Consider the following 19365-nt stretch of genomic DNA (forward strand, 5'->3'; position numbering starts at 1 on the left):
CGGAAACAGGACCTCAGGCGAACATAGCGGATCCGGTGACCGTTCGAACGCGGGGCGTCACCTCATTCGCGCGTCCAGAGGCAGAACGGATGCCCGGCCGGATCGAAGCAGACCCGGACGTCCTCCTGCGGCTGGAACTCCGCGACCACGGCGCCCGCGGCGGTCGCGGCCGCCGTCGCCGCTTCCAGGTCGTCGACCTCGATGTCGAGGTGCAGCTGCATTTGCTGGGTGCCTTCGACCGGTGGCCACACCGGCGGGACGTGCCCGGTCTCGAGCTGGAACGACAGCCCGGCGCTGCCGTCGTCCGGGCGCAGCGTGACCCACTCCGGCTCGTCGGTGCGGATCGGCCAGCCGAGCAGCTTCGAGTAGAACTCGGCCAGCGCACGCGGTTCCGGCGCGCCGAGCACCGTGGAAGTCAGTTTCATGATCCGGTGGTACCCGCCGGGCCGGGACTTCTACCGGGCGGAGCCGGGCTGGTTGTCGAAGTAGGCGACGGGCGGGCCGATGTGCCGCCATGACGTCGTCGCGAACACCGCGGCGCCCGTCAGCGCGAGCAGCGCGGTGACGACGGCGAGCGTCGCGCCGACCCGCCCGGGGCCGGGCCTCGTGCGCGCGCCGGCGTGCACGCCGAAGACGAGCGCCAGCACGCTGATCGGCAGCAGGGCGAACCACAGTGCGCCGAGCACGAGCACGAAGGCCTGCGCGACCCAGGAAAACACCCACGCGGTCACAACCGGCGGCCGCACGATCAGCCAGGCCGCCCAGGTCGCGACGGCGAGCGTCAGGCCGGACGCCCCGATCGCGAGCGAGGCGATGCCCAGGCCTCGGCCCGGCCGGGTGGTTTCGGTCGGTTCGGTGTCGAAGTCGGGTGCCCCCATGCCGGAAACATCCCGGCCGGTCAGTTCGGTGTTACGCGGAATACCTCGGCGTGCCCCGGGTTGAGTTCAGGCGCAGGCGTAGAGATCACTGAGGGAGCCGCCATGTCGTCCGAGCAGATCCAGGGGACCGTCGCCGACGGGTACGAGTCTGTCCGCGAAGAGTTCGCGGCCGTCGCGGCCGACGAAGGCGGCGATTACGCCGCTCAGCTCGTCGCGCACGTCGACGGCGAGCGCGTGGTCGACCTGTGGACCGGCCCGGAGATCACCGCCGACTCGCTGACCGGCGTGTTCTCCTCGACCAAGGGTGCGGCGCACCTGGTGGTCGCCCTGCTGGTCCAGGACGGCGTGCTGGATCTCGACCAGCGGATCAGCCACTACTGGCCGGAGTTCGGCGCCGCGGGCAAGGAGGCGATCACCCTCCGGGAGCTGCTGGCGCACCGCGCCGGCGTGGTGGGCGCCGACGACGGCTTCACGGCGGAGGAGATCGCGGACGACCGCGTGATCGCGGAGCGGCTGGCCCCGCAGCGGCCGTACTGGCGGCCGGGCACGGCGTTCGGCTACCACGCACTGGTGATCGGCGCACTGACCGGCGAGGTGGTCCGGCGCGTGACCGGCCGCAGCATCCAGGAGCACTACGAGGAGCGCATCCGGAAGCCGTTCGGGCTGGACTTCTACCTGGGGTTGCCGGAGGAGCTGGAGCCGCGGTTCCTGACGACGCAGCCGATGCTGCCGACACCGGAGCAGCTGGCGGAGCTGGAGGCGAACGCGACGGCGCCGGACAGCATCACGGGCATCGCGTTCAACCGCAACCACCCGAAGGCCCCGGAGCTGTGGGAGCTGCCGAACATCAAGACGGTCCGCAAGCTGAGCCCGGCCTCGGTGGGCGGAGTGGCATCGGCAAGGGGCCTGGCGGGAATGTACGCGGCAGCGATCAGCGGCCCCAACCGCCTGCTGACCCCGGAGACGGCGGCAGAGTTCGCCCAGATTCACTCAATAGGTGACGACGTGTCGACCCGCAACCACAACGCGTTCGGCTTGGGGTTCGCAGCGGTCTCGGACGACTACCCGGAGCTGGGCCAGGGAGCATTCGGCCACAGCGGAGCAGCAGGATCCCAGGCATTCGCAGCCCCGCGAAGCGGCCTGGCATACGGCTACAACCGCCGCCGCTTCGCCTTCCCGGGCGGCGCGGCACCGGAGAACGCCCGGCTGGTCCGCGCCATCACCAAGGCGGTGAGCGAGAAGCGGGCCTGACGCCAGCGGTCTCGAGAGGATCCGTCCTGGCCGGGCGGCCACGCCCGGCCGGGAGCGGGGGCCGGGAGCGGGGGCCGGGAGCGGGGGCCGGGAGGGCGAGCCAGGAGGGCGAGCCAGGAGGGCGCACCCGGACAGCGCGACCGGAGGAGGGGCGACCTCGGCATCTCGACAGTGGCCGGATGCCGCCGAGACGAGGCGAACCAGCCGAGCACACGCCCGGCGCCGCCCGGCTGATCAAACTCGCCCCGGTCTACCCCCGGCCGGCCGAACCTGACCTCGCCAACGCACGACTCCACGGGCACCATGCCGGGCGGCCTCACCTCCGATCCGGCGACCCCCGCAGTCCCCGAGGTCGGCCGTCAGGGCACAGTTCGCACCCGGCGCAACCCCTCACCCCGGACGGCCCTCACGCCCGCTCACCCAACCGGCGGCGTGCACGTCCGCACCACGACCCGTTACAGACTTCACCCGTTAGGACGTTCCGACCAGGACGTTTCGCCTGATCAACCCGCTACCTCTGACTTTCCGTAGCGAAAACCCTCCCGATCATTGCTCCGATGTGGAACTATTGGCCCGTTCGCGAGGCGAGGGCCTTGCGAGGGGGGACTCACCGTCACGGCCAGCGTCCCCGTGTAGATCCCCAGGGGAGAGGAGATCGACCATGTCGACGCCCACGGACACCAAGCCCGAAGAGACTCCGGAACCGGTCGAGGAGCCGACCACGCCGGTCATCCAGTGGACCGACGAGGACGGCAAGGTCCACACCGACCACCCGCTCCACACGGACTGCAGCGGTAACTGCTACCAGGACGTCAAAGCCTGACCGCGCCGGAAAGCGGCCCGCCTGCTGATCTCTACCGGTAGGCGGGCTTCTTTCTGTCCTCGGCTGTGCTGTCATAGGGGAGTGCCTGTGACGAACCCGGACCCGTCCGAACTCATCGCCAGGGTCCGCGACCTCCAGCGAGCCGCCACCGACGCTTCTTGCGTGGCACGCTTCCACGAGGGTGTCCGGCTGTTGCGCCGGGGGATGGCGCTGCTCGACTCGATTCACCCGGTCGAAGCCGCTTACCGCACCCAGTGGCTCGTCGCTCGCATCCGGCTGGCCTCGACGCTGGCTGCGATGTCGTCGGAGATCAGCGGGGACGTCGCTGCCGGGCTGGCCGGGCTGGACGATGTCCGGCTGCTGATCAACGCCATCGAAGACCCGGTTCTGCAAGCGGAGCTCAACGGCGCGCTGAACCACAACTACGGGCTGCGGCTGATGACGGTCGGCCGCAACGACGACAGCATCGCGCACTTCACCCAGTCGCTCGCCGACAAGGACTTCCGGCTCACCCACGGACCCGATCCGGAAGCCTGGATGGGTGCCTACGTCCAGACCTTGTCGACCCGGGGGTGGGCGCACACCCGGCTGGGGAACGTCACCGAGGCGTGGCAGGATCTCACCCGGTCGATCGAGATCGCCGAAAAATACGAACTCCACGCCGAGGCCGCCGACGTCCGGCGGATCCTCGGCACGCTGGCGCTGCGCACCGGCGACGTGCCGGAGGCACTGCGGCTCTACGACGAGGGCGAGCGCACCTACCGGGGCCTGGACATGGATGTTCCGCCGCCGTTGCGGCTCGAACGGGCGCAGGCCCTGATGGCTGCCGGCCTGGCCGACGAGGCGAGCGACCACCTCGAAGAGGCGATGGCGGCCATGGTGGCCGACAACAGCGTCGGCCGCGAGCTGGCGCAGGCCGAACTGCATCGGGCCTCCGCCGCCCTCATGAACGACGAGCTCGACATGGCCCGGCAGATGGCCGCCGCCGCCCGGCGGCGGATGTTGCGAGCCGGGTGCCAGACGTGCGTTGCCAACGCGACGATCATCGGGTTGCGAGCCGACGCCCGGGAGGCGCTGCGGTCCGGGCAGGTTCCGGCCGCCCTGCCCACGCGCGCCATCCGGACCGCCGAGAAAATGCAGCTTCCGCGGCTCGCCGAGCAGGCCGCCACCGCCAGGATGCTCGCCGTGCGGCTCGACATCCGGCGCGGGAACCTCAAGCGCGCCGTCGAAACGCTCGGGAACGTTCCCCGCCCGGGGCAGCTCACCCCCATCGACTACCGGATGCTTCGCCGTCTCTGCCGGGCCGAGCTGGCCGTCGCTCAAGGGAACCGGGGCAAGGCGCTCACCGAAATCCGGTCCGGGCTCACCGAACTCGATGCCGTGCGGGATCGGATGGGTGGGCTCGACCTCGTCTCCGGGACCGCTCTGCACGGGCAGGAGCTCGCCGACCTCGCCGTCAAGCTCGTGCTCGAGCGGGGGGATGCCCGGCGGCTCTTCGTCTGGCTCGAACGGACGCGCGCGCAGACCTACCGGTACGAACCGCTCTCCGCCGGGACCGATCCCGAGCTCGCCGCCCGGGTGGCCGAAGTCCGCGGTCTCGGGCAGGCCATCCAGGAAGCCCAGCACGACGGCCATCCGATCGCCGGGCTGCGGGCCAAGTACAACGAACGGCTGCGGGAAGCCCAGCGGCTCGGGTGGCACACCGGACGCTGGGGACGGCCGCGGCCCGTCGCCGGACTCGGGGAGGTCGTCGCTCAGCTGCGGGCGCGGGCGCTCGTCAGCTTTGCCGCCTCCGGGGACGAGCTCGTCGCCGTCGTCGTCGCCGGGGGTGAGTGCCGGCTCGTGCGGCTCGGGTCCGCCGGCGCCGCCGCCGAGTCCGCGCGCGTGCTCAACGTCGACCTCGATGCCCTCGCTCCCGACAACCTGCCCGAACGGCTGGCCGAGGTCGTCATGGCCTCCGCGCGCAAGCAGGCCGACAAGCTCGACGCCCAGCTCATCCAGCCGCTGGCCGGCATCATCGGCGACCGCGAGCTGGTCATCGTGCCCACCGGACCCCTCTACGCCGTGCCGTGGGGCGTGCTGCCCGTGCTGCGGGGACGGCCCACCGTCGTCGCGCCATCGGCCACCGCGTGGCTCGCCGCCGAGCTGACGAAGTCGCCTCGGGCACGCAAGATCGTGCTCGTCCGCGGGCCCGGGCTCGCCGGGGCGCGCGGTGAGCTCGAGAAGCTCACCACCCACTACCGCACCGCCACCACCATGACCGGCGCCAAGGCCACCGTGAAGTCCGTGCTGCGCGCGATGGACGGCGCCAAGCTCGCACACTTCGCCGCGCACGGCGCGCACGAGCCGGAGAACGCGCTGTTCTCCCGGCTCGAACTCGCCGACGGCGCCCTCTTCGGCCACGAGATGGCCGGGCTGCGGCAACCGCCGCGGCAGGTCGTCTTCGCCGCCTGCGAACTCGCGCTCAACCGGATCCGGCCCGGTGACGAGGCCCTCGGCTTCGCCAGTGCGCTGCTGGCCAGCGGCTCGCGGACGGTGATCGCGCCGCTGTCGCGTGTCGGCGACCTCGCCTCCGCGGCCGCGATGGACGACTACTACCGCGCGCTCGCCGTCCGGGACAGCCCCGCGCTCGCGCTGGCCGACGCGATCGCCGTCGACCCGTTCCGCCGTCCGTTCGTCTGCCTCGGCTCAGGCTGAGAACGCCGGCGGCGACCACACGAGCCGCGGATCGGTCTGCACGAAGCTGCCGAGCAGGTGGTCGATCCGCGTCAGCACGTCGAGGTCCAGCCGGACGCCGGCGGCCTTGGCGTTCTCCGTCACCTGCTCCGGCGTGCTCGCCCCCACCACCGCCGCCGCGACCGTCTCGTGCTGCAACGTCCAGGCCAGCGCGAGCTGGGCCATCGTCAGGCCCGCGTCGTCGGCGACGCCGCGAAGCAGCTCCACCCGCTCCAGCAGCTCCGGCATCAGCAGCGGCCGGGCGTGGGCGGCCCCGGCCGCGCGCGTCCCCGCCGCGATCCGCCCGTCCCGGTACTTGCCGGTCAGCACGCCCTGCGCGAGCGGCACCGACGCGAACTGCCCGACGCCGATCCGCTCGCACACCGGCATCACCTGCGCCTCCGCCACCCGCCACAGCATCGAGTAGTGCGGCTGGTTGGCGATCAGCGGCACGTCGTAGCGCGAAGCCGCTTCGTGGGCCTGCAGCAGCTGCTCGGCCGTCCACTCCGACGTGCCGACGTACCGGATCTTCCCCTGCCGCACCAGGTCCGACAGCGCGAGGAACGTCTCCGCGACCGGCGTCCGGTAGTCGAACCGCAAGAGCTGGTAGACGTCGACGTAGTCGGTGCGCAGCCGCCGCAGCGAGCCCTCCAGCGACGCGATCACGTGCTTGCGGCTCAGCCCGGCGTCGTTCGGCCCCGGGCCCTCCGGCCAGAACACGCCGGTGCACAGCACCAGGTCGTCGCGGCGCAGGCCGGCGAACGCCGAGCCGTACGCCGCTTCCGCCGCGCCGCCGCCCCACGCCGCCGCGGTGTGGAACGTCGTGACGCCGGCGTCCAGCGCCGCGGCGACGCAGCCGGGGGCGTCGTGCGTCAGCCAGTTTCCGTAGGCGATCTCGCTCACGGCGAGCCCGCTCGCGCCGAGCCTGCGGTACTCCACTCTCAGCCTCCCTGGACAGCCATCTCGTCGATCCACGCGTCGACCGCGCGGGCCTTGCGTGCGAACGACTCCCGCACCGACTCGTGCGGCAGGATCAGGAACTCCTCCTTGCCGAGCCCGCGCACCACGGCGTCGGCGACCTCCTCCGGCTCGAGCAGCGGCGCGGCCGCGGCGATCGCCAGCGCGGCCGGGTGACCGGCGGCGATCCCGGGTTCGAGCAGCGCCGTCCGGACGCCGAGCGGGCACAGCGCGCTGACCTGCACCCCGCGCGGCCGGTAGGTGATGGCCAGCCACTCGGCGAGGCCGACGGCCGCGTGCTTGGTGACCGAGTACGGCGCGTCCCCCGGCGTACCGAGCAGGCCGGCGGCCGACGCCGTGATCAGCAGGTAGCCTTCGCCGCGCGCGAGCATCGCGGGCAGCACCACCTGCGCGGCGTGGACGTGCTGCAGCACGTTGATCTCCCACGACTTCTGCCACTGCTCGCCGGACGCGTGCACGCCGGTGCCGAAGGCCGCGCCCGCGTTGGCGCAGAACAGGTCCACCGGGCCGAACTCGGCGCGGGCCGTCGCGACCAGCGCCTTCAAGTCCTGTTTGGACGTCGCGTCCGCGGCCGCGGCGACGGCCTGGCCGCCCGCCGTCGCGATCTCGTCCGCCACCCGTGCGGCGCCATCGAGGTCGACATCGGACACGACCACGCCGGCCGCGCCTTCCGCGGCGAAGCGGCGGGCCATGGCCGCGCCGATCCCGTGGGCCGCGCCGGTGAGCACGACCACCCGTCCAGTCAGTTCCACGGGCCGCTCCAGATATTCGAAGTCGTTTTGTCACGCACGTGCGGGAAACGCATTTCCAGGTTGCGATGCGGGTGATAAAAGTCCAGGTCAGGGTCATGATCGTGGGGTATTGCACTGGTGCCGTACGGTAGCACGAGTATTGCTTTTCATGGGCTCGGTGCGTTATTCCTGAAAAAGATCACCCCGCCCCGCACAGGAGGTCCGCCGATGGCCGAGCTCGTCCCGCCGTCGCACGCTCGACGGCTGCGGTGCCTGGGCGTCGGTGATCCCGGCGCGGTGGCCGCCGTCGCGCGCGGCGGCGGCCTCGGCGTGCTCGACGGCGCCGATCCGGCCGCCTTGCGGCTGGTCGCGGCCCGGGTCCGGGTGCCATACGGGGTGCGTACGAACGGCCCGTTGCCGCCGGGCGCGGCCTTCGCCCTCCGCACAGCCGCGCCGTGGACGGGCGCACTCGCCGAAGTGCCGGACCTCGCGACAGCGGCCGAAGCCGTCCGTGGCGGCGCGCTCGGGCTGGTCGCGGGCGAGGGCGAACTGAGCGACTTCGTTCTCCTGCAACAGCTCCTGAACAGCTTCGACGTCCCGGTGTGGGGGCGGGTCGCGGGTCCGCGCACCGCGGCAGGCGCGTTCGCCGGAGGGGCGGCCGGCGTGCTCAGCAGGTCCACACTGGACACGGACGTGCGCCGGATCGTCGGCGTGGACGTGCCCGGGGCCGGCCTCGGCACCGGGCTCTGCCGGACACTGGGCAGCGCGCTGCCGGTCGTCCAGGGCCCGATGACGCGGGTGAGCGACCAGCCGGGGTTCGCGGCCGCGGTGGCCGAAGCGGGCGGCTTCCCGTTCGTCGCGGTGGCGACGGCGAGCGGCGCGCGCACCACCGAGCTGCTGACGCGCACCGCCGAGCGCCTCGGCGACCGGCCGTGGGGCGCGGGCATCCTCGGGTTCGTGCCGGACGACCTGCGGGCCGCGCAGCTCGCCGCGATCCGGGCCGCCCGGCCGCGGTGCGTGCTGATCGCGGGCGGCAAACCGGGGCAGGCCAAGGCGCTGGAGGCCGACGGGATCGCGACGTTCGTGCACGTGCCGTCGCCGATCCTGCTCCGCCAGTACCTCGACGCCGGCATCCGCCGGTTCGTCTTCGAAGGCGCCGAGTGCGGCGGCCACGTCGGCCCGCGGCCGAGTTTCGAGCTGTGGGAAGAGCAGCTGGCCGTCCTGGACGCCACCAAGGACGCCGAGGTGCTGTTCGCCGGCGGCATCCACGACGCGCGGTCGGCCGCGATGGTCGCCGCGATGGCGGCACCGCTCGAGGCCGCCGGGATCCTGATGGGCACCGCGTACCTGTTCACCGAGGAGGCGGTGGCGCACGGCGCGATCACCGGCCTGTTCCAGGCGCGCGTCCTCGCCGCCGACGCCACCGTCACCCTCGAGACGGCGCCCGGCCACCGGACACGCTGCCTGCCCAGCCCGTACACGGCCGAGTTCGAGCAGGTCAAGGCCGGTCTCGCCGGGACGCCCGAAGCGTGGCAACGACTCGAGGAGCTCAACACCGGACGGCTGCGCGTCGCGAGCAAAGGCGTCCGCCGCGACGGGGAACCGCTCGACGAGGAAACCCAGCTCGCCGAAGGGATGTACATGGCCGGGCAGGTCGCCGTGCTGCGCGACCGCCGGACGACGATCGCCGACCTCCACCGCGAGGTGACCTCGGGCGAAACCTTCATGCGTCGCGAAGAACCCGCGTCGCCGGAGCGCACGCGGGACATCGCCGTGATCGGCATGGCCTGCACGTTCCCCGGCGCTCCCGACCTCGAAGCCTTCTGGTCGGCCATCCTCCGCGGCGAAGACGCCGTCACCGAGGTCCCGCCGGAACGCTGGGACCCGGACGTCTACTTCGGACAGTCCACTTCGAAGTGGGGCGGGTTCCTGCCGCCGCTGGCGGTCGACCCGCTCGACCACGGCATCCCGCCGTCCGCGATGGGCAGCGTCGACCCGGCCCAGCTCGTGTCGCTGGAAACCGCGCGCCGGGCACTCGCCGACGCGGGGTACGCCGAGCGTGACTTCGACCGCGAGCACACCAGCGTCGTGTTCGGCGCGGAGGCGGGCGGCGACCTCGCCAACGCGGGCACGGTGCGCTCCCTGCTCGGCGGCTACCTCGACGAGGTCCCGCCCGAACTGCTGGCGCAGCTGCCCGAGCCGACCGAGGACACCTTCCCCGGCACGCTCGCCAACGTCATCTCCGGCCGGATCGCCAACCGGCTCGACCTCGGCGGCGCGAACTACACGGTGGACGCGGCGTGCGGGTCGTCGCTCGCCGCGCTGGACCTCGCGGTCAAGGAACTGCGCGCCGGCACGAGCGAGCTGGTCCTCTGCGGCGCGGTCGACCTGCACAACGGCATCCACGACTACCTGATGTTCACCTCGGCGGGGGCGCTTTCGCCGACCGGGCGCTGCCGCCCGTTCGACGCGGCCGCCGACGGCATCGCGCTCGGCGAGGGCGTCGCCTGCCTGGTGCTCAAGCGCCTCGACGACGCCGAACGCGACGGCGACCGGATCTACGCCGTGGTCAAGGGCGTCGGCGCGGCCAGCGACGGCAAGGCGCTCGGCCTGACCGCGCCGCGCCCGGAAGGCCAGCACCGCGCCCTGGAGCGGGCCTACCGGGACGCCGGAGTGTCCCCTGTGGACGTCGGGCTGGTCGAAGCGCACGGCACGGGCACGGTGGTCGGTGACGCGACCGAGCTGCGCACGCTGACCGGCTTCTTCACCGAAGCCGGCGCGAAGCCCGGAAGCTGCGTGCTCGGCTCGGTGAAGAGCCAGATCGGGCACACGAAGTGCGCGGCCGGGCTGGCCGGGCTGATCAAGGCCGCGCTCGCCCTGTGGCACGAGGTGGTGCCGCCGACGCTGCACCTGAGCAGGCCGAACACGGCCTGGGACGCCGGGACGAGCCCGTTCACGTTCACCACGTCCGCACGCCCGTGGGCGGACCCGGCGCGGCTGGCCGGGGTCAGCGCGTTCGGCTTCGGCGGCACGAACTTCCACGCCGTGCTCGGCGCGGGCCCGGTCGCCCCGGACCGGCGGCACGGCCTGCGTGACTGGGCGCCGGAAGCCGAGGCGGCGCTGCGGATGATCCGGCGGCGGGACGCCGATCCGGGCAAGATCGCCTTCCTCTTCCCCGGGCAGGGCAGCCAGCGCACCGGCATGCTCGCCGAGCTGTTCGTGCACTTCCCCGAGCTGGCCGACCTGCTGCGGCTCGCGCCCGACGTCGCCGCGAAAGCGTTTCCACCGCGGGCGTTCGACCCGGACGCCGCGCAAGCGCAGGAAGCGGCGCTGACCGACACGCGGGTGGCGCAGCCCGCGCTCGGGCTCGTCGAGACGGCGGTGGCCCGGCTGCTCGGTCAGGTCGGCGTGCGCCCGGACTTCCTGGCCGGGCACAGCTACGGCGAGCTGGCCGCCCTGTCGGTCGCGGGCGCCTTCGGCACCGGGACGCTGCTGCGGCTCAGCCGGGCGCGGGCGAAGGCCATCGCCGGCGTCGCCGAGCCCGGCGCGATGGCCGCGGTGAAGGCACCGCGGGACGTGCTCACCCCGACCCTGATCGGCCCGGACGTCGTGGTGGCGAACCACAACGCGCCCGAGCAGGTCGTCCTGTCCGGTCCGGTGGCCGCGATCGAACGCGCGATCCGGCGGCTGCGGGAGACCGGTGTCACGGCTCAGCGGATCCCGGTCGCCTGCGCGTTCCACAGCCCGCTGGTCGCCGCCGCCGGCCCGGTCTTCGCCGCGGACCTCGCCGCCGAGTCCATCGTGGAGCCGCGGCTGCCGGTGTGGTCGAACCGGACCGCCCGGCCGTACGAAGGTGACGTACGCGGTGAACTCGCCGCGCAGATCGGCGCGCCGGTGCGGTTCCTCGACCAGATCGAGGCGATGTACGCGGCGGGCGCGCGGACGTTCGTCGAGGCCGGTCCCGGCCGGGTGCTGTCCCGGCTGGTCGCGGAGATCCTCGGCGACCGCCCGCACACCGTCGTCGCCTGCGGACCCGATCTCACCGGCTTCCTGGCCGCGCTGGCCCGCCTCGCCGAAGCGGGTGTCGACGTCCGCACCGAGCGGCTGCGCCGGCCGGCGCGTCCCCAGCCGTCGCCCAGCGCCTGGGCCGTCGACGGCCGGTCCGCCCGCGCACCCGGCGCCGCCACGCCCGCCCTGCCCCCGGCCCGAAGGATTCGGAGTACCGCCATGACCCAGCCCGCTTCCGGCCGCGACCAGGCGGTCGTGGACTTCCTCCGCACCACCCGCGAGCTGGTCGCGGCCCAGCGCGAGGTGATGCTCGGCTACCTCGGCACGGCGCCGGCCACCGCTCCGGCGCCGGTCGTCCGCGCCGAGCCCGCCGAGACCGCCGTGCCCGCCGTGCTCCCGGAGCCCGAACCGGAACCGGTCGCCGCAGCCGTGCCCGCCGACGTCCTCACCACGGTGATCGGGGTGATCAGCGAGCGCACCGGCTACCCGGCCGAGATGATCGCGGGCGACCTCGACCTCGAAGCCGACCTCTCGATCGACTCGATCAAGCGCACCGAGATCGCCGGCACGCTGCTGGCCCGGCTGGGCCTGCCCGCCGACGACCGCACCGACCAGCTCAGCCGCGACCGCACGGCGGACGCCCTGACCACCCACCTGGAGAGCTGGCTGAACCCCCGGCCGGCGGCGAGCGCGCCCACGCGGTACCGGCTCGAGCGGATACCCGTGCCGCTGGGCCCCGACCCCGGGCGGCTGCACGGGAAAACCGTGGCGGCGCCGGACGACGCCTTGCGGGCCGCGTTCGCCGCGGCGGGAGCGGAAGTCGTCACCGGGGACGCGGACATCACCGTGCTGCTCGCGCGTGACGTCACGGAGGTGTTCACCCAGCTGAAGAAGGCGAAGGGCACTGTGCTCGTCGCGGCGGAACCGGGCACGCCCGGCCTCCGCGGCCTGGTCCGCTCGGCCGCGCTGGAACGCGACGGCGTCACCCGGCTCGTCGAGGCATCGCAGGACCTGGCCAAGGTCCTCGTCGACGAGGCACTGAGCGACGGCCCCGCGGTCGTCGGCCACGACGACGTCGGCCGCTTCACGATCGAGCCGCGGCCGGTGGACCTCCCTTCGATCGCGTACTCCGGCGCCGGGCCGGGCGGCGGCGAGCTGGCCGCGCTCGGCCTCGGCCCGGACTCCGTCGTCCTGCTCGTCGGCGGAGCCCGCGGGATCACCGCCCGCGCCGCGATCGCGTTCGCCGCCTCGGGCTGCCGGCTCGAACTCGCCGGGCGGACCCCGTGGCCGGGCGAGCCGGACGACCTGCCGGCGGACCCCACGGCGATGCGCGCGGTGCTGGCCGGCCGCGGTGGTCCGGTGGCCGAGATCGAACGCCGCGTGCGGACCGTGCTGGCCCAGCGCGAAATCGGCCGCACCCTCGACGAGATCCGCGCCGCGGGCGGGAGAGCGGACTACACGTCGCTCGACGTGCGCGATCCGGACGCCGTGCGGCGCCTCGTCAAGAACCTGCCCAGCCGGCTCGACGGTGTCGTCTTCGCCGCCGGCGTCATCGACGACAAGCTCATGGCCGACAAGGACGAAGCGTCGTTCCGGTCGGTGTATGAGACCAAAGTGGACGGAGCGCGGATCCTGCTCGACGCGCTCGACGCCGAACCCGGGTTCGTCGCGTTCTTCGGCAGCATCGCCGCGGTGCTCGGCAACCGCGGCCAGACCGATTACGCCGCCGCGAACGACGCCTTGGAGGCGCTGGCCGCGGACCGGCCCGGCCGCGCCGTGACCGTCCACTGGGGACCGTGGGCCCCGGCGGACGACCATCCCGGCATGGTGTCGCCGGAACTGGCCCGCGAGTACGGCCGCCGCGACGTCGCCCTGCTCGACCCGGCCGAGGGCACCGCGGCGCTGCTGCGCGAACTCGCCTACGGCACGGACCGTGCGGTGCTCTACACGGCGTCACTGTGGTGACTCAGGAACCGGTCGCGATCGTCGGCATGGGCGTGTTCCTGCCCGGTGCGTCCACAGTGGACCAGTATTGGCGGAACCTCGTGGCCGGGGTCGACGCCGTCACCGAGATCCCGCCGCACCGCCGTGACCCCGGGTTCCACGGCCGCGAGGGCACCGCGCCCGACCGTACCCACGGGATTCGCGGCGGCTTCGCGCCCGAACTGCTGGAGTTCGACCCGGTCGCGCACGGCCTCCCGCCGACGTCGCTGGAAGGCACCGAGCCGGATCAGCTGACGGCGCTGGCCGTCGCGGCCGCCGCGGTGGAGGACGCCGGTGGCCTCGGCCGGCTCGGCGACCCCGAGCGGGTCGGCGTCGTGCTCGGCCGCGGTGGCTACCTCTCGCCGGGCCTGCAAGGCTTCGACCAGCGCGTCCGGACCGTCCGGCAGATCATTCGCACGGTCGGCGAGCTGATGCCCTCGGCCGGACCGGACGTCCTCGACCGGCTGCGGACCGCGCTGCTGGCCCCGCTCGGCGAGTTCCGCCCGGAGACCGCCGCCGGGCTCGTCCCCAACCTGGCCGCCGCGCGCGTCGCGAACCGGCTCGACCTCGGCGGCCCCGCGTACACAGTGGACGCCGCCTGCGCGTCTTCGCTGGTCGCGGTCGACCAGGCGATCGGGGAGCTGACCCGGCGCCGCTGCGACGTCGTGCTGGCCGGCGGCGTCCACCAGACGCACGACGACACGCTCTGGTCGCTGTTCACCCAGCTCGGCGCGTTGTCGCCGAGCCAGCGGATCAGCCCGCTCTCGCGCGAGGCCGACGGCATGCTCATCGGCGAGGGCACCGCGCTCGTCGTGCTCAAGCGGCTGGCCGACGCCCGCCGCGACGGCGACCGCGTGTACGCGGTGATCCGCGGCAGCGGGACGTCGAGTGACGGGCGGGGCGCGAGCCTGCTCAGCCCGTCCGTCGCCGGGCAGACCCGCGCGCTGCGGCGCGCCTGGACCGGCCTCGATCCCGCGGAGATCGGCCTGCTGGAGGCCCACGGCACGGCCACGCCGGCCGGTGACGCCGCCGAGCTGGCCACGGTCGCCGACGTCTTCGGCCAGGCCACCGGGCCGCGCGCGGTGATCGGGTCCGTCAAGTCGATGATCGGGCACACGCTGCCCACGGCCGGGGTCGCCGGGCTGGTCAAGGTCGCCCTGGCCCTGCACCACGAGGTGCTGCCGCCGACGCTCAACTGCGCGGACCCGAACCCGCTGCTCGGCAAGACGCGGTTCCGGGTGCCGGCCGAGGCGGAGCCGTGGGGTGCGTTGCCGCGGGTGGCCGCGGTCAACGCGTTCGGCTTCGGCGGCGTCAATGCCCACGTCGTGCTGGAAGCCGGTGACCGCGCGCCGCGCCGGCGGGTGCGCGTCGACGAGCCGGAACGCGTGCTCCGGCTGGCCGCGAACTCGCCGGCCGAGCTGCTGGAGCGGCTGGACCGGCCAGGCGAGCCCGGGAACGGCCGGTGCCGGATCGGGATCGTCGGCCCGGACGAGCGCAAGCTGGCCACCGCCCGGCGGGTGCTCGCCAAGGTGGCCGCCGAAGGGCGGTCGTGGCACGGTGGCGGCGACGTGTGGTGCACGGCCGACCCGCTCCTGCCGGGCGGCAAGACGGTGTTCGTCCACCCGGGACTCGAGGCCGACGCCGAGCCGCGCATCGACGACGTGGCCGGGCACTTCGGATTCGACCGTCCACAGTGGTCGACGGCGAGCGTGCTCGACCGGGCGGCGAGCGTGTCGGCGGCCGGCCTCCTGCTCGACCGGGCCCTGCGCGGGCTCGGCATCCGGCCGGACGCGCTCGCCGGGCACAGCGTCGGCGAGTGGACGGCGATGCAGGCCGCCGGGATGTACCGCGCGGCACCGGACCTGCTGGACCGGTACTGGCCCGACGGCTTCGAACTGCCCGAAGCGGACTACCTGGTGGTGGGCTGCCCGGCCGGGCGGGTGGCGGACCTGCTGCCCGGCGACCTGGTGATCTCGCACGAGAACGCGGCCCGCCAGACCATCGTCTGCGGCCGGCCCGGCGCGATCGCGGAATTCGCCGAAGCCTGCCGTGGGCAGGGGATCGTGGCGCGGACGCTGCCGTTCCGGTCCGGCTTCCACACCCCGCTGATGCGGCCGCACCTCGCGCCGTTCGCCCGCCTGGCCGCCGAGCTGGACCTGCGCGAACCCGAGGTCCCGGTGTGGTCGGCGACGACTGCGCGGCCCTACCCGGCGTCGCCGGAGGCGATCCGCGAGCTGTACCTGGTGCACCTGATCCGCCCGGTGCGGTTCCGGGCGCTGACCGAGGCGCTGCACGACGCGGGGTTCCGCGCGTTCGTGCAGGTCGGGGCCGGTCAGCTCGGCTCGTTCGTCAGTGACACGCTCGGCGACCGGCGGCACCTGGTCGTCGCCGCGGCCTCCGGCACCCGCTCCGGGCTCGCTCAGCTGCGTCGCGTCGCGACCGCGTTGTGGACCGAAGGCGGCGACCCGGACTTCGCCGCCTTGGAGCCACGGCGGATCCGGGTGAACACGGGCAGTTCCCTGCTGTCGCTGGGCGATTCCGCGCGCGGGCTGCTGGCCGACCGCGTGCTGCCCGAGCTGCCCGCCGGGGTGCCGGACGCGATCGTCGCCGAGTTCACGGCCCTGCTCACCGAGACGCGCCAGACCGCCGCGGACGTCGTCGCGGCGGCCGCGCAGCGGCGCGTGGAGTCCACTGTGGACGTCTCGCTGACGGCCATGCCGTACCTGCGTGACCACCGGTTCTTCCGGCAGCGCGAGGATTGGCCCGACGAGACGGACTTCCGCCCGGTGGTCCCGGCCACGACGCTGGTCGACCTCGCCTGCCGGGCCGCCGAACGGGCGTGGCCGGGCACGACGGCGGTCGCGGTGCGGGACGCGGTGTTCTCCCGGTGGCTGATCGCCGCGCCGGCCCAGCGGGTGCCGCTGGTCATGAGCCGCGAAGGTGACCGCGTGAGCGTCGAAATCGGGCCGTACGCGCTGATGAACGTCGAGCTGGGGACGTTCGCGCCGGCACCGTCACCGGCCGGGGTGCCCGGTCCCGAGACGGCGCCGCCGCTGAGCGCGGAGGAGATCTACGCGCGGCGCGAGATGTTCCACGGCCCGGCGTACCAGGGCCTGTCGCGGCTGACCGGCCTCGGCGAGCAGCACATCCGCGGCGAGCTGGTCGTGCCGTCCGCGCCCGGCGGGCTGCTCGACAACGTCGGCCAGCTGCTCGGCTGCTGGCTGATGGCCACCCGGTCCGACGGGCTGCTCGCGTTCCCGCGGTCGATCGGCCGGCTCACCTGGCACGGGCCGGAACCGGCGCCGGGCACGCGGCTCGGCTGCCTGGTGCGGCTCCGGCTGCCGCGGCCGGACGTCCTGGAGATGGACGCCGAGCTGGTCCGGGACGGCCGGGTACTGGCCACCGTCGAGGGCTGGCGGGACGTCCGGTTCCCCTGCGACCGCGCGGCTCACCGCGTGTACGCGTTCCCGGACCGGCACCTGCTGGCGGAACGGCGTGACGACGGCTCGGTCGCCGTCACCGACCGCTGGCCGACGGTCGCCGCGCGCGACATCTACGCCGGCATCTACCTCAGCGCCGCCGAACGCGCCGAGTTCGCCGCCGTCCCGCCGCGCCGGCAACGCGGCTGGCTGCTGACGCGCATCGCCGTGAAGGACGCCGTCCGGGCCCGGCTCGCCGAACCGGTCTTCCCGGCGGAGATCCGCGTCCACGACGACGGCACGGTGTCCGGCAGGCACCGGGAGCTGCCGCCTTTCGCCGTCACGGTCGAGCTGACCGGGGACACCGCCATCGCACGACACAGGAGCACGCCATGACCACCGACCACGCGTCCGCCACCTTCGACGTCGTCGCCGAGCTGCTCACCGAGCTCGTCGGCGACGCCGAGGTCCTCGGGGTCGAGATCACCCCGGACACGACGTTCCACGAGGACCTGCAGCTGGAGAGCATCGACCTGGTGACCTTCGCGAGCATCCTCGCCGAGCACTTCGGCGCCGAGGTCAACCTCGCCGAGTACCTGGCGGAGAAGGACCTCGACGACGTCATCGGGCTGACCGTCGGCGACATCGCCCGGTTCGTGGGGGAGCGCACGTGCCCACGATGACCGTGAACGGGCTGCGCACCAACGTGCAGCTCGTGCCGGCCGGCGGCACCGAGACGGTGGTGTTCCTGCACGGCATGGGCACCGACAGCCTGGCGAGCTTCTACCTGACGCTGGCGCCGCCGGTCGCGGCGGCCGGCATCGACGTGATCAGCTACGACCTGCGCGGGCACGGCAAGACCGAACGTCCGGTGCGCGGGTACACGCTCGGGGACTTCGTCGCCGACCTCGACGACCTGCTGCGGCAGCTCGGCGTCGACCGGCCGGTGCACCTGGTGGGCAACAGCTTCGGCGGGACGCTGGCCTACAGCTACGCCGTGGCCCATCCTTCGCGGGTCCGCAGCATCGTGTGCATCGAGTCCGAGCCCGCGACCGAGGTGTGGGCGGAGAAGATGAGCCGGATCCTCGCGCACACCGTGCGGTTCCTGCAGGTCGAGGAGAGCTTCGACTGGATCGAGGCGAACTTCAGCGCCCACCACCGGCGGCTGGCGCGGCTGGCGGCCGAGCGGATCATGTCGACGAAGATGGCCGAGGAGGTCCCGCTCGGGCCGTTGCTCACCTGGGCGCAGGTGGCGGCGATCGGCTGTCCCGTGCTGTCCATCCTGGGCAGCCACGGCTACCAGGCGGACGACCTCGAGGCGTTGACGTCGGTGCTGCCGCACGGCGAGCTGCACGTGTTCGAGGGGCAGGGCCATTCGGTGCTGGTGGAGCAGCACCGGGAGGTGCGTGAGCTGGTGCTCCGCTGGATCGAACGGCACGCGGCGTGAGGTTCCTGCTGGTCGTGCCGCCGCTGGCCGGGCACGTGGCGCCGTTGCGCGGGGTGGCCGACGCGCTGGCTTCGCGGGGCCATTCCGTGGCGTGGTGCGGCCCGGAGCCGGAACTGTCCGCTTTGGTCTCCGGCCGGGTGTGCGCGGCCGGGGACTCGGCTCCCTTCGCGCTGTCGTTGCGGCCGCCGGGACTGCGCGGGTTCGCGGCCCTGAAGTACCTGTGGGAGTCGTACCTGGTGCCGCTGGCGGACGCGATGGTGCCGGGGGTGTCGGCGGCGGTCACGGCGTTTTCGCCCGACGTGGTCGTCGCGGACCAGCAGGCGATGGCGGGCGCGCTGGTGGCGGCGCGGTGCGGGCTGCCGTGGGCGACGTCGGCGTCGACGTCCACCGAGCTGGCCGACCCGCTGGGTTCGCTGCCGAAGATCGCGTCCTGGGTTTCCGATCTGCAAGCCGGGCTGCGCGCCCGCCACGGCGTGCTGCTCGGCGACCTGCGGTTCTCGCCGCACCTGGTGCTGGCGTTCACGACGCGGGCGCTGGCCGGGCCCTGCCGCCTGGCGGTGCCGGTGTCCTACGTCGGTCCGGTGCTGCCGGCCGCATCGGCCGAGTGGTCCGGTTCGGACGGACGGCCGCTGGTGGTGGTCACGCTCGGGACGTCGAACGACGCCGCGGGGTCGCGGTTCCTGGCCGAGAGCGTGGACGCGCTGGCCGGGATGCCGTCGGTGCAGGGGCTGGTCGTGGACCCGTCCGGGCAGCTGGTCAGCGAGCGCGTCGGGCTGGCGCGGCGGATCCCGCAGGTGGCGGTGTTCGCCCGGGCGTCGGTGGTGGTCTGCCACGGCGGGCACAACACGGTGTGCGAAGCACTGGCGGCCGGCGTGCCGCTGGTGGTGGCCCCGATCCGCGACGACCAGTCGATGCTGGCCCAGCAGGTGACCGCGGCCTCGGCGGGGATCCGGCTCCGGTTCGACCGCGCGAAGGCGGCGGACATCCGCGCGGCGATCGAGTCGGCGGAGCAGCACCGCGCGGGGGCGGTCCGGATTCGCGAGTCGTTCGAAGCCGCGGGTGGCGCGGAAGAAGCGGCGACGCGGCTGGAGTCGTTGGCCTAGGCGCGGTTGCGGAAGAAGCGGCGGCGCGC

Annotated in this window: 12 protein-coding genes; 8 read left to right on the plus strand and 4 right to left on the minus strand. The window is 73.7% G+C overall.

What is annotated here, in order from left to right; all coding sequences use genetic code 11:
- Positions 1-62: 62 nt before the first annotated feature.
- Positions 63-425, minus strand: coding sequence for a VOC family protein (locus BT341_RS14490; RefSeq protein WP_072476803.1), 363 nt, complete (start codon positions 423-425; stop codon positions 63-65).
- 30 nt (positions 426-455) lie between these two features.
- Positions 456-878 (minus strand): hypothetical protein, encoded by a 423-nt coding sequence (locus tag BT341_RS14495; protein WP_072476804.1) that lies wholly within the window; start codon positions 876-878, stop codon positions 456-458.
- Between the two features lie 102 nt (positions 879-980).
- Between BT341_RS14495 and BT341_RS14500 the strand changes: the two genes are divergently transcribed.
- From BT341_RS14500 to BT341_RS14505, 3 genes are all read left to right on the plus strand, one after another.
- The gene (locus BT341_RS14500) at positions 981-2129 is read left to right on the plus strand and encodes a serine hydrolase domain-containing protein (protein WP_072476805.1); all 1149 of its coding nucleotides are present in this window, start codon (positions 981-983) and stop codon (positions 2127-2129) included.
- Between the two features lie 661 nt (positions 2130-2790).
- Positions 2791-2952 carry a hypothetical protein gene (locus BT341_RS45285; RefSeq protein WP_177328805.1) on the plus strand — a complete coding sequence of 54 codons (162 nt, stop codon included), beginning with the start codon at positions 2791-2793 and terminating at the stop codon, positions 2950-2952.
- An 87-nt stretch (positions 2953-3039) separates the two neighbouring features.
- Positions 3040-5649: a CHAT domain-containing protein gene (locus tag BT341_RS14505; RefSeq protein ID WP_072476806.1), complete on the plus strand. Its 2610-nt coding sequence runs from the start codon at positions 3040-3042 to the stop codon at positions 5647-5649.
- On the opposite strand, the gene BT341_RS14510 is transcribed toward BT341_RS14505, so the two are convergent.
- Positions 5641-6606: an aldo/keto reductase gene (locus BT341_RS14510; RefSeq protein ID WP_072476807.1), complete on the minus strand. Its 966-nt coding sequence runs from the start codon at positions 6604-6606 to the stop codon at positions 5641-5643. The genes BT341_RS14505 and BT341_RS14510 overlap by 9 nt on opposite strands.
- Before the next feature lie 2 nt (positions 6607-6608).
- Entirely contained in the window at positions 6609-7397 is a 789-nt protein-coding gene (locus BT341_RS14515) for an SDR family oxidoreductase (RefSeq protein ID WP_072476808.1), read from the minus strand.
- Between the two features lie 207 nt (positions 7398-7604).
- Here BT341_RS14515 and BT341_RS14520 point away from each other — a divergent pair, with 207 nt between their 5' ends.
- The 5 genes from BT341_RS14520 to BT341_RS14540 are packed head-to-tail and all read left to right on the plus strand — an operon-like array spanning position 7605 to position 19336.
- On the plus strand, positions 7605-13349 hold the full coding sequence (locus tag BT341_RS14520; RefSeq protein ID WP_072476809.1) for a type I polyketide synthase: 5745 nt from the start codon (positions 7605-7607) through the stop codon (positions 13347-13349).
- The gene (locus BT341_RS14525) at positions 13343-17182 is read left to right on the plus strand and encodes a beta-ketoacyl synthase N-terminal-like domain-containing protein (RefSeq protein WP_084742858.1); all 3840 of its coding nucleotides are present in this window, start codon (positions 13343-13345) and stop codon (positions 17180-17182) included. Before BT341_RS14520 ends, BT341_RS14525 begins: the two co-directional genes overlap by 7 nt.
- Positions 17179-17469, plus strand: coding sequence for an acyl carrier protein (locus BT341_RS14530; RefSeq protein ID WP_072476810.1), 291 nt, complete (start codon positions 17179-17181; stop codon positions 17467-17469). Before BT341_RS14525 ends, BT341_RS14530 begins: the two co-directional genes overlap by 4 nt.
- Positions 17457-18233 carry an alpha/beta fold hydrolase gene (locus BT341_RS14535; protein ID WP_072476811.1) on the plus strand — a complete coding sequence of 259 codons (777 nt, stop codon included), beginning with the start codon at positions 17457-17459 and terminating at the stop codon, positions 18231-18233. The genes BT341_RS14530 and BT341_RS14535 overlap by 13 nt, the downstream gene beginning before the upstream one ends.
- Positions 18230-19336, plus strand: a complete 1107-nt coding sequence (locus BT341_RS14540; protein WP_072476812.1) for a glycosyltransferase — start codon at positions 18230-18232, stop codon at positions 19334-19336. Before BT341_RS14535 ends, BT341_RS14540 begins: the two co-directional genes overlap by 4 nt.
- Positions 19337-19365: the final 29 nt, after the last annotated feature.

Origin of the sequence: Amycolatopsis australiensis, assembly GCF_900119165.1 — a bacterium.
Lineage (GTDB): Bacteria > Actinomycetota > Actinomycetes > Mycobacteriales > Pseudonocardiaceae > Amycolatopsis > Amycolatopsis australiensis.

What these genes read in the sequence shown, in the direction of transcription:
- BT341_RS14490 (WP_072476803.1), bottom strand. Translation starts at nt 425, where the DNA reads ATGAAACTGACTTCCACGGTGCTCGGCGCGCCGGAACCGCGTGCGCTG.
- BT341_RS14495 (WP_072476804.1), bottom strand. Translation starts at nt 878, where the DNA reads ATGGGGGCACCCGACTTCGACACCGAACCGACCGAAACCACCCGGCCG.
- BT341_RS14500 (WP_072476805.1), top strand. Translation starts at nt 981, where the DNA reads ATGTCGTCCGAGCAGATCCAGGGGACCGTCGCCGACGGGTACGAGTCT.
- BT341_RS45285 (WP_177328805.1), top strand. Translation starts at nt 2,791, where the DNA reads ATGTCGACGCCCACGGACACCAAGCCCGAAGAGACTCCGGAACCGGTC.
- BT341_RS14520 (WP_072476809.1), top strand. Translation starts at nt 7,605, where the DNA reads ATGGCCGAGCTCGTCCCGCCGTCGCACGCTCGACGGCTGCGGTGCCTG.
- BT341_RS14530 (WP_072476810.1), top strand. Translation starts at nt 17,179, where the DNA reads ATGACCACCGACCACGCGTCCGCCACCTTCGACGTCGTCGCCGAGCTG.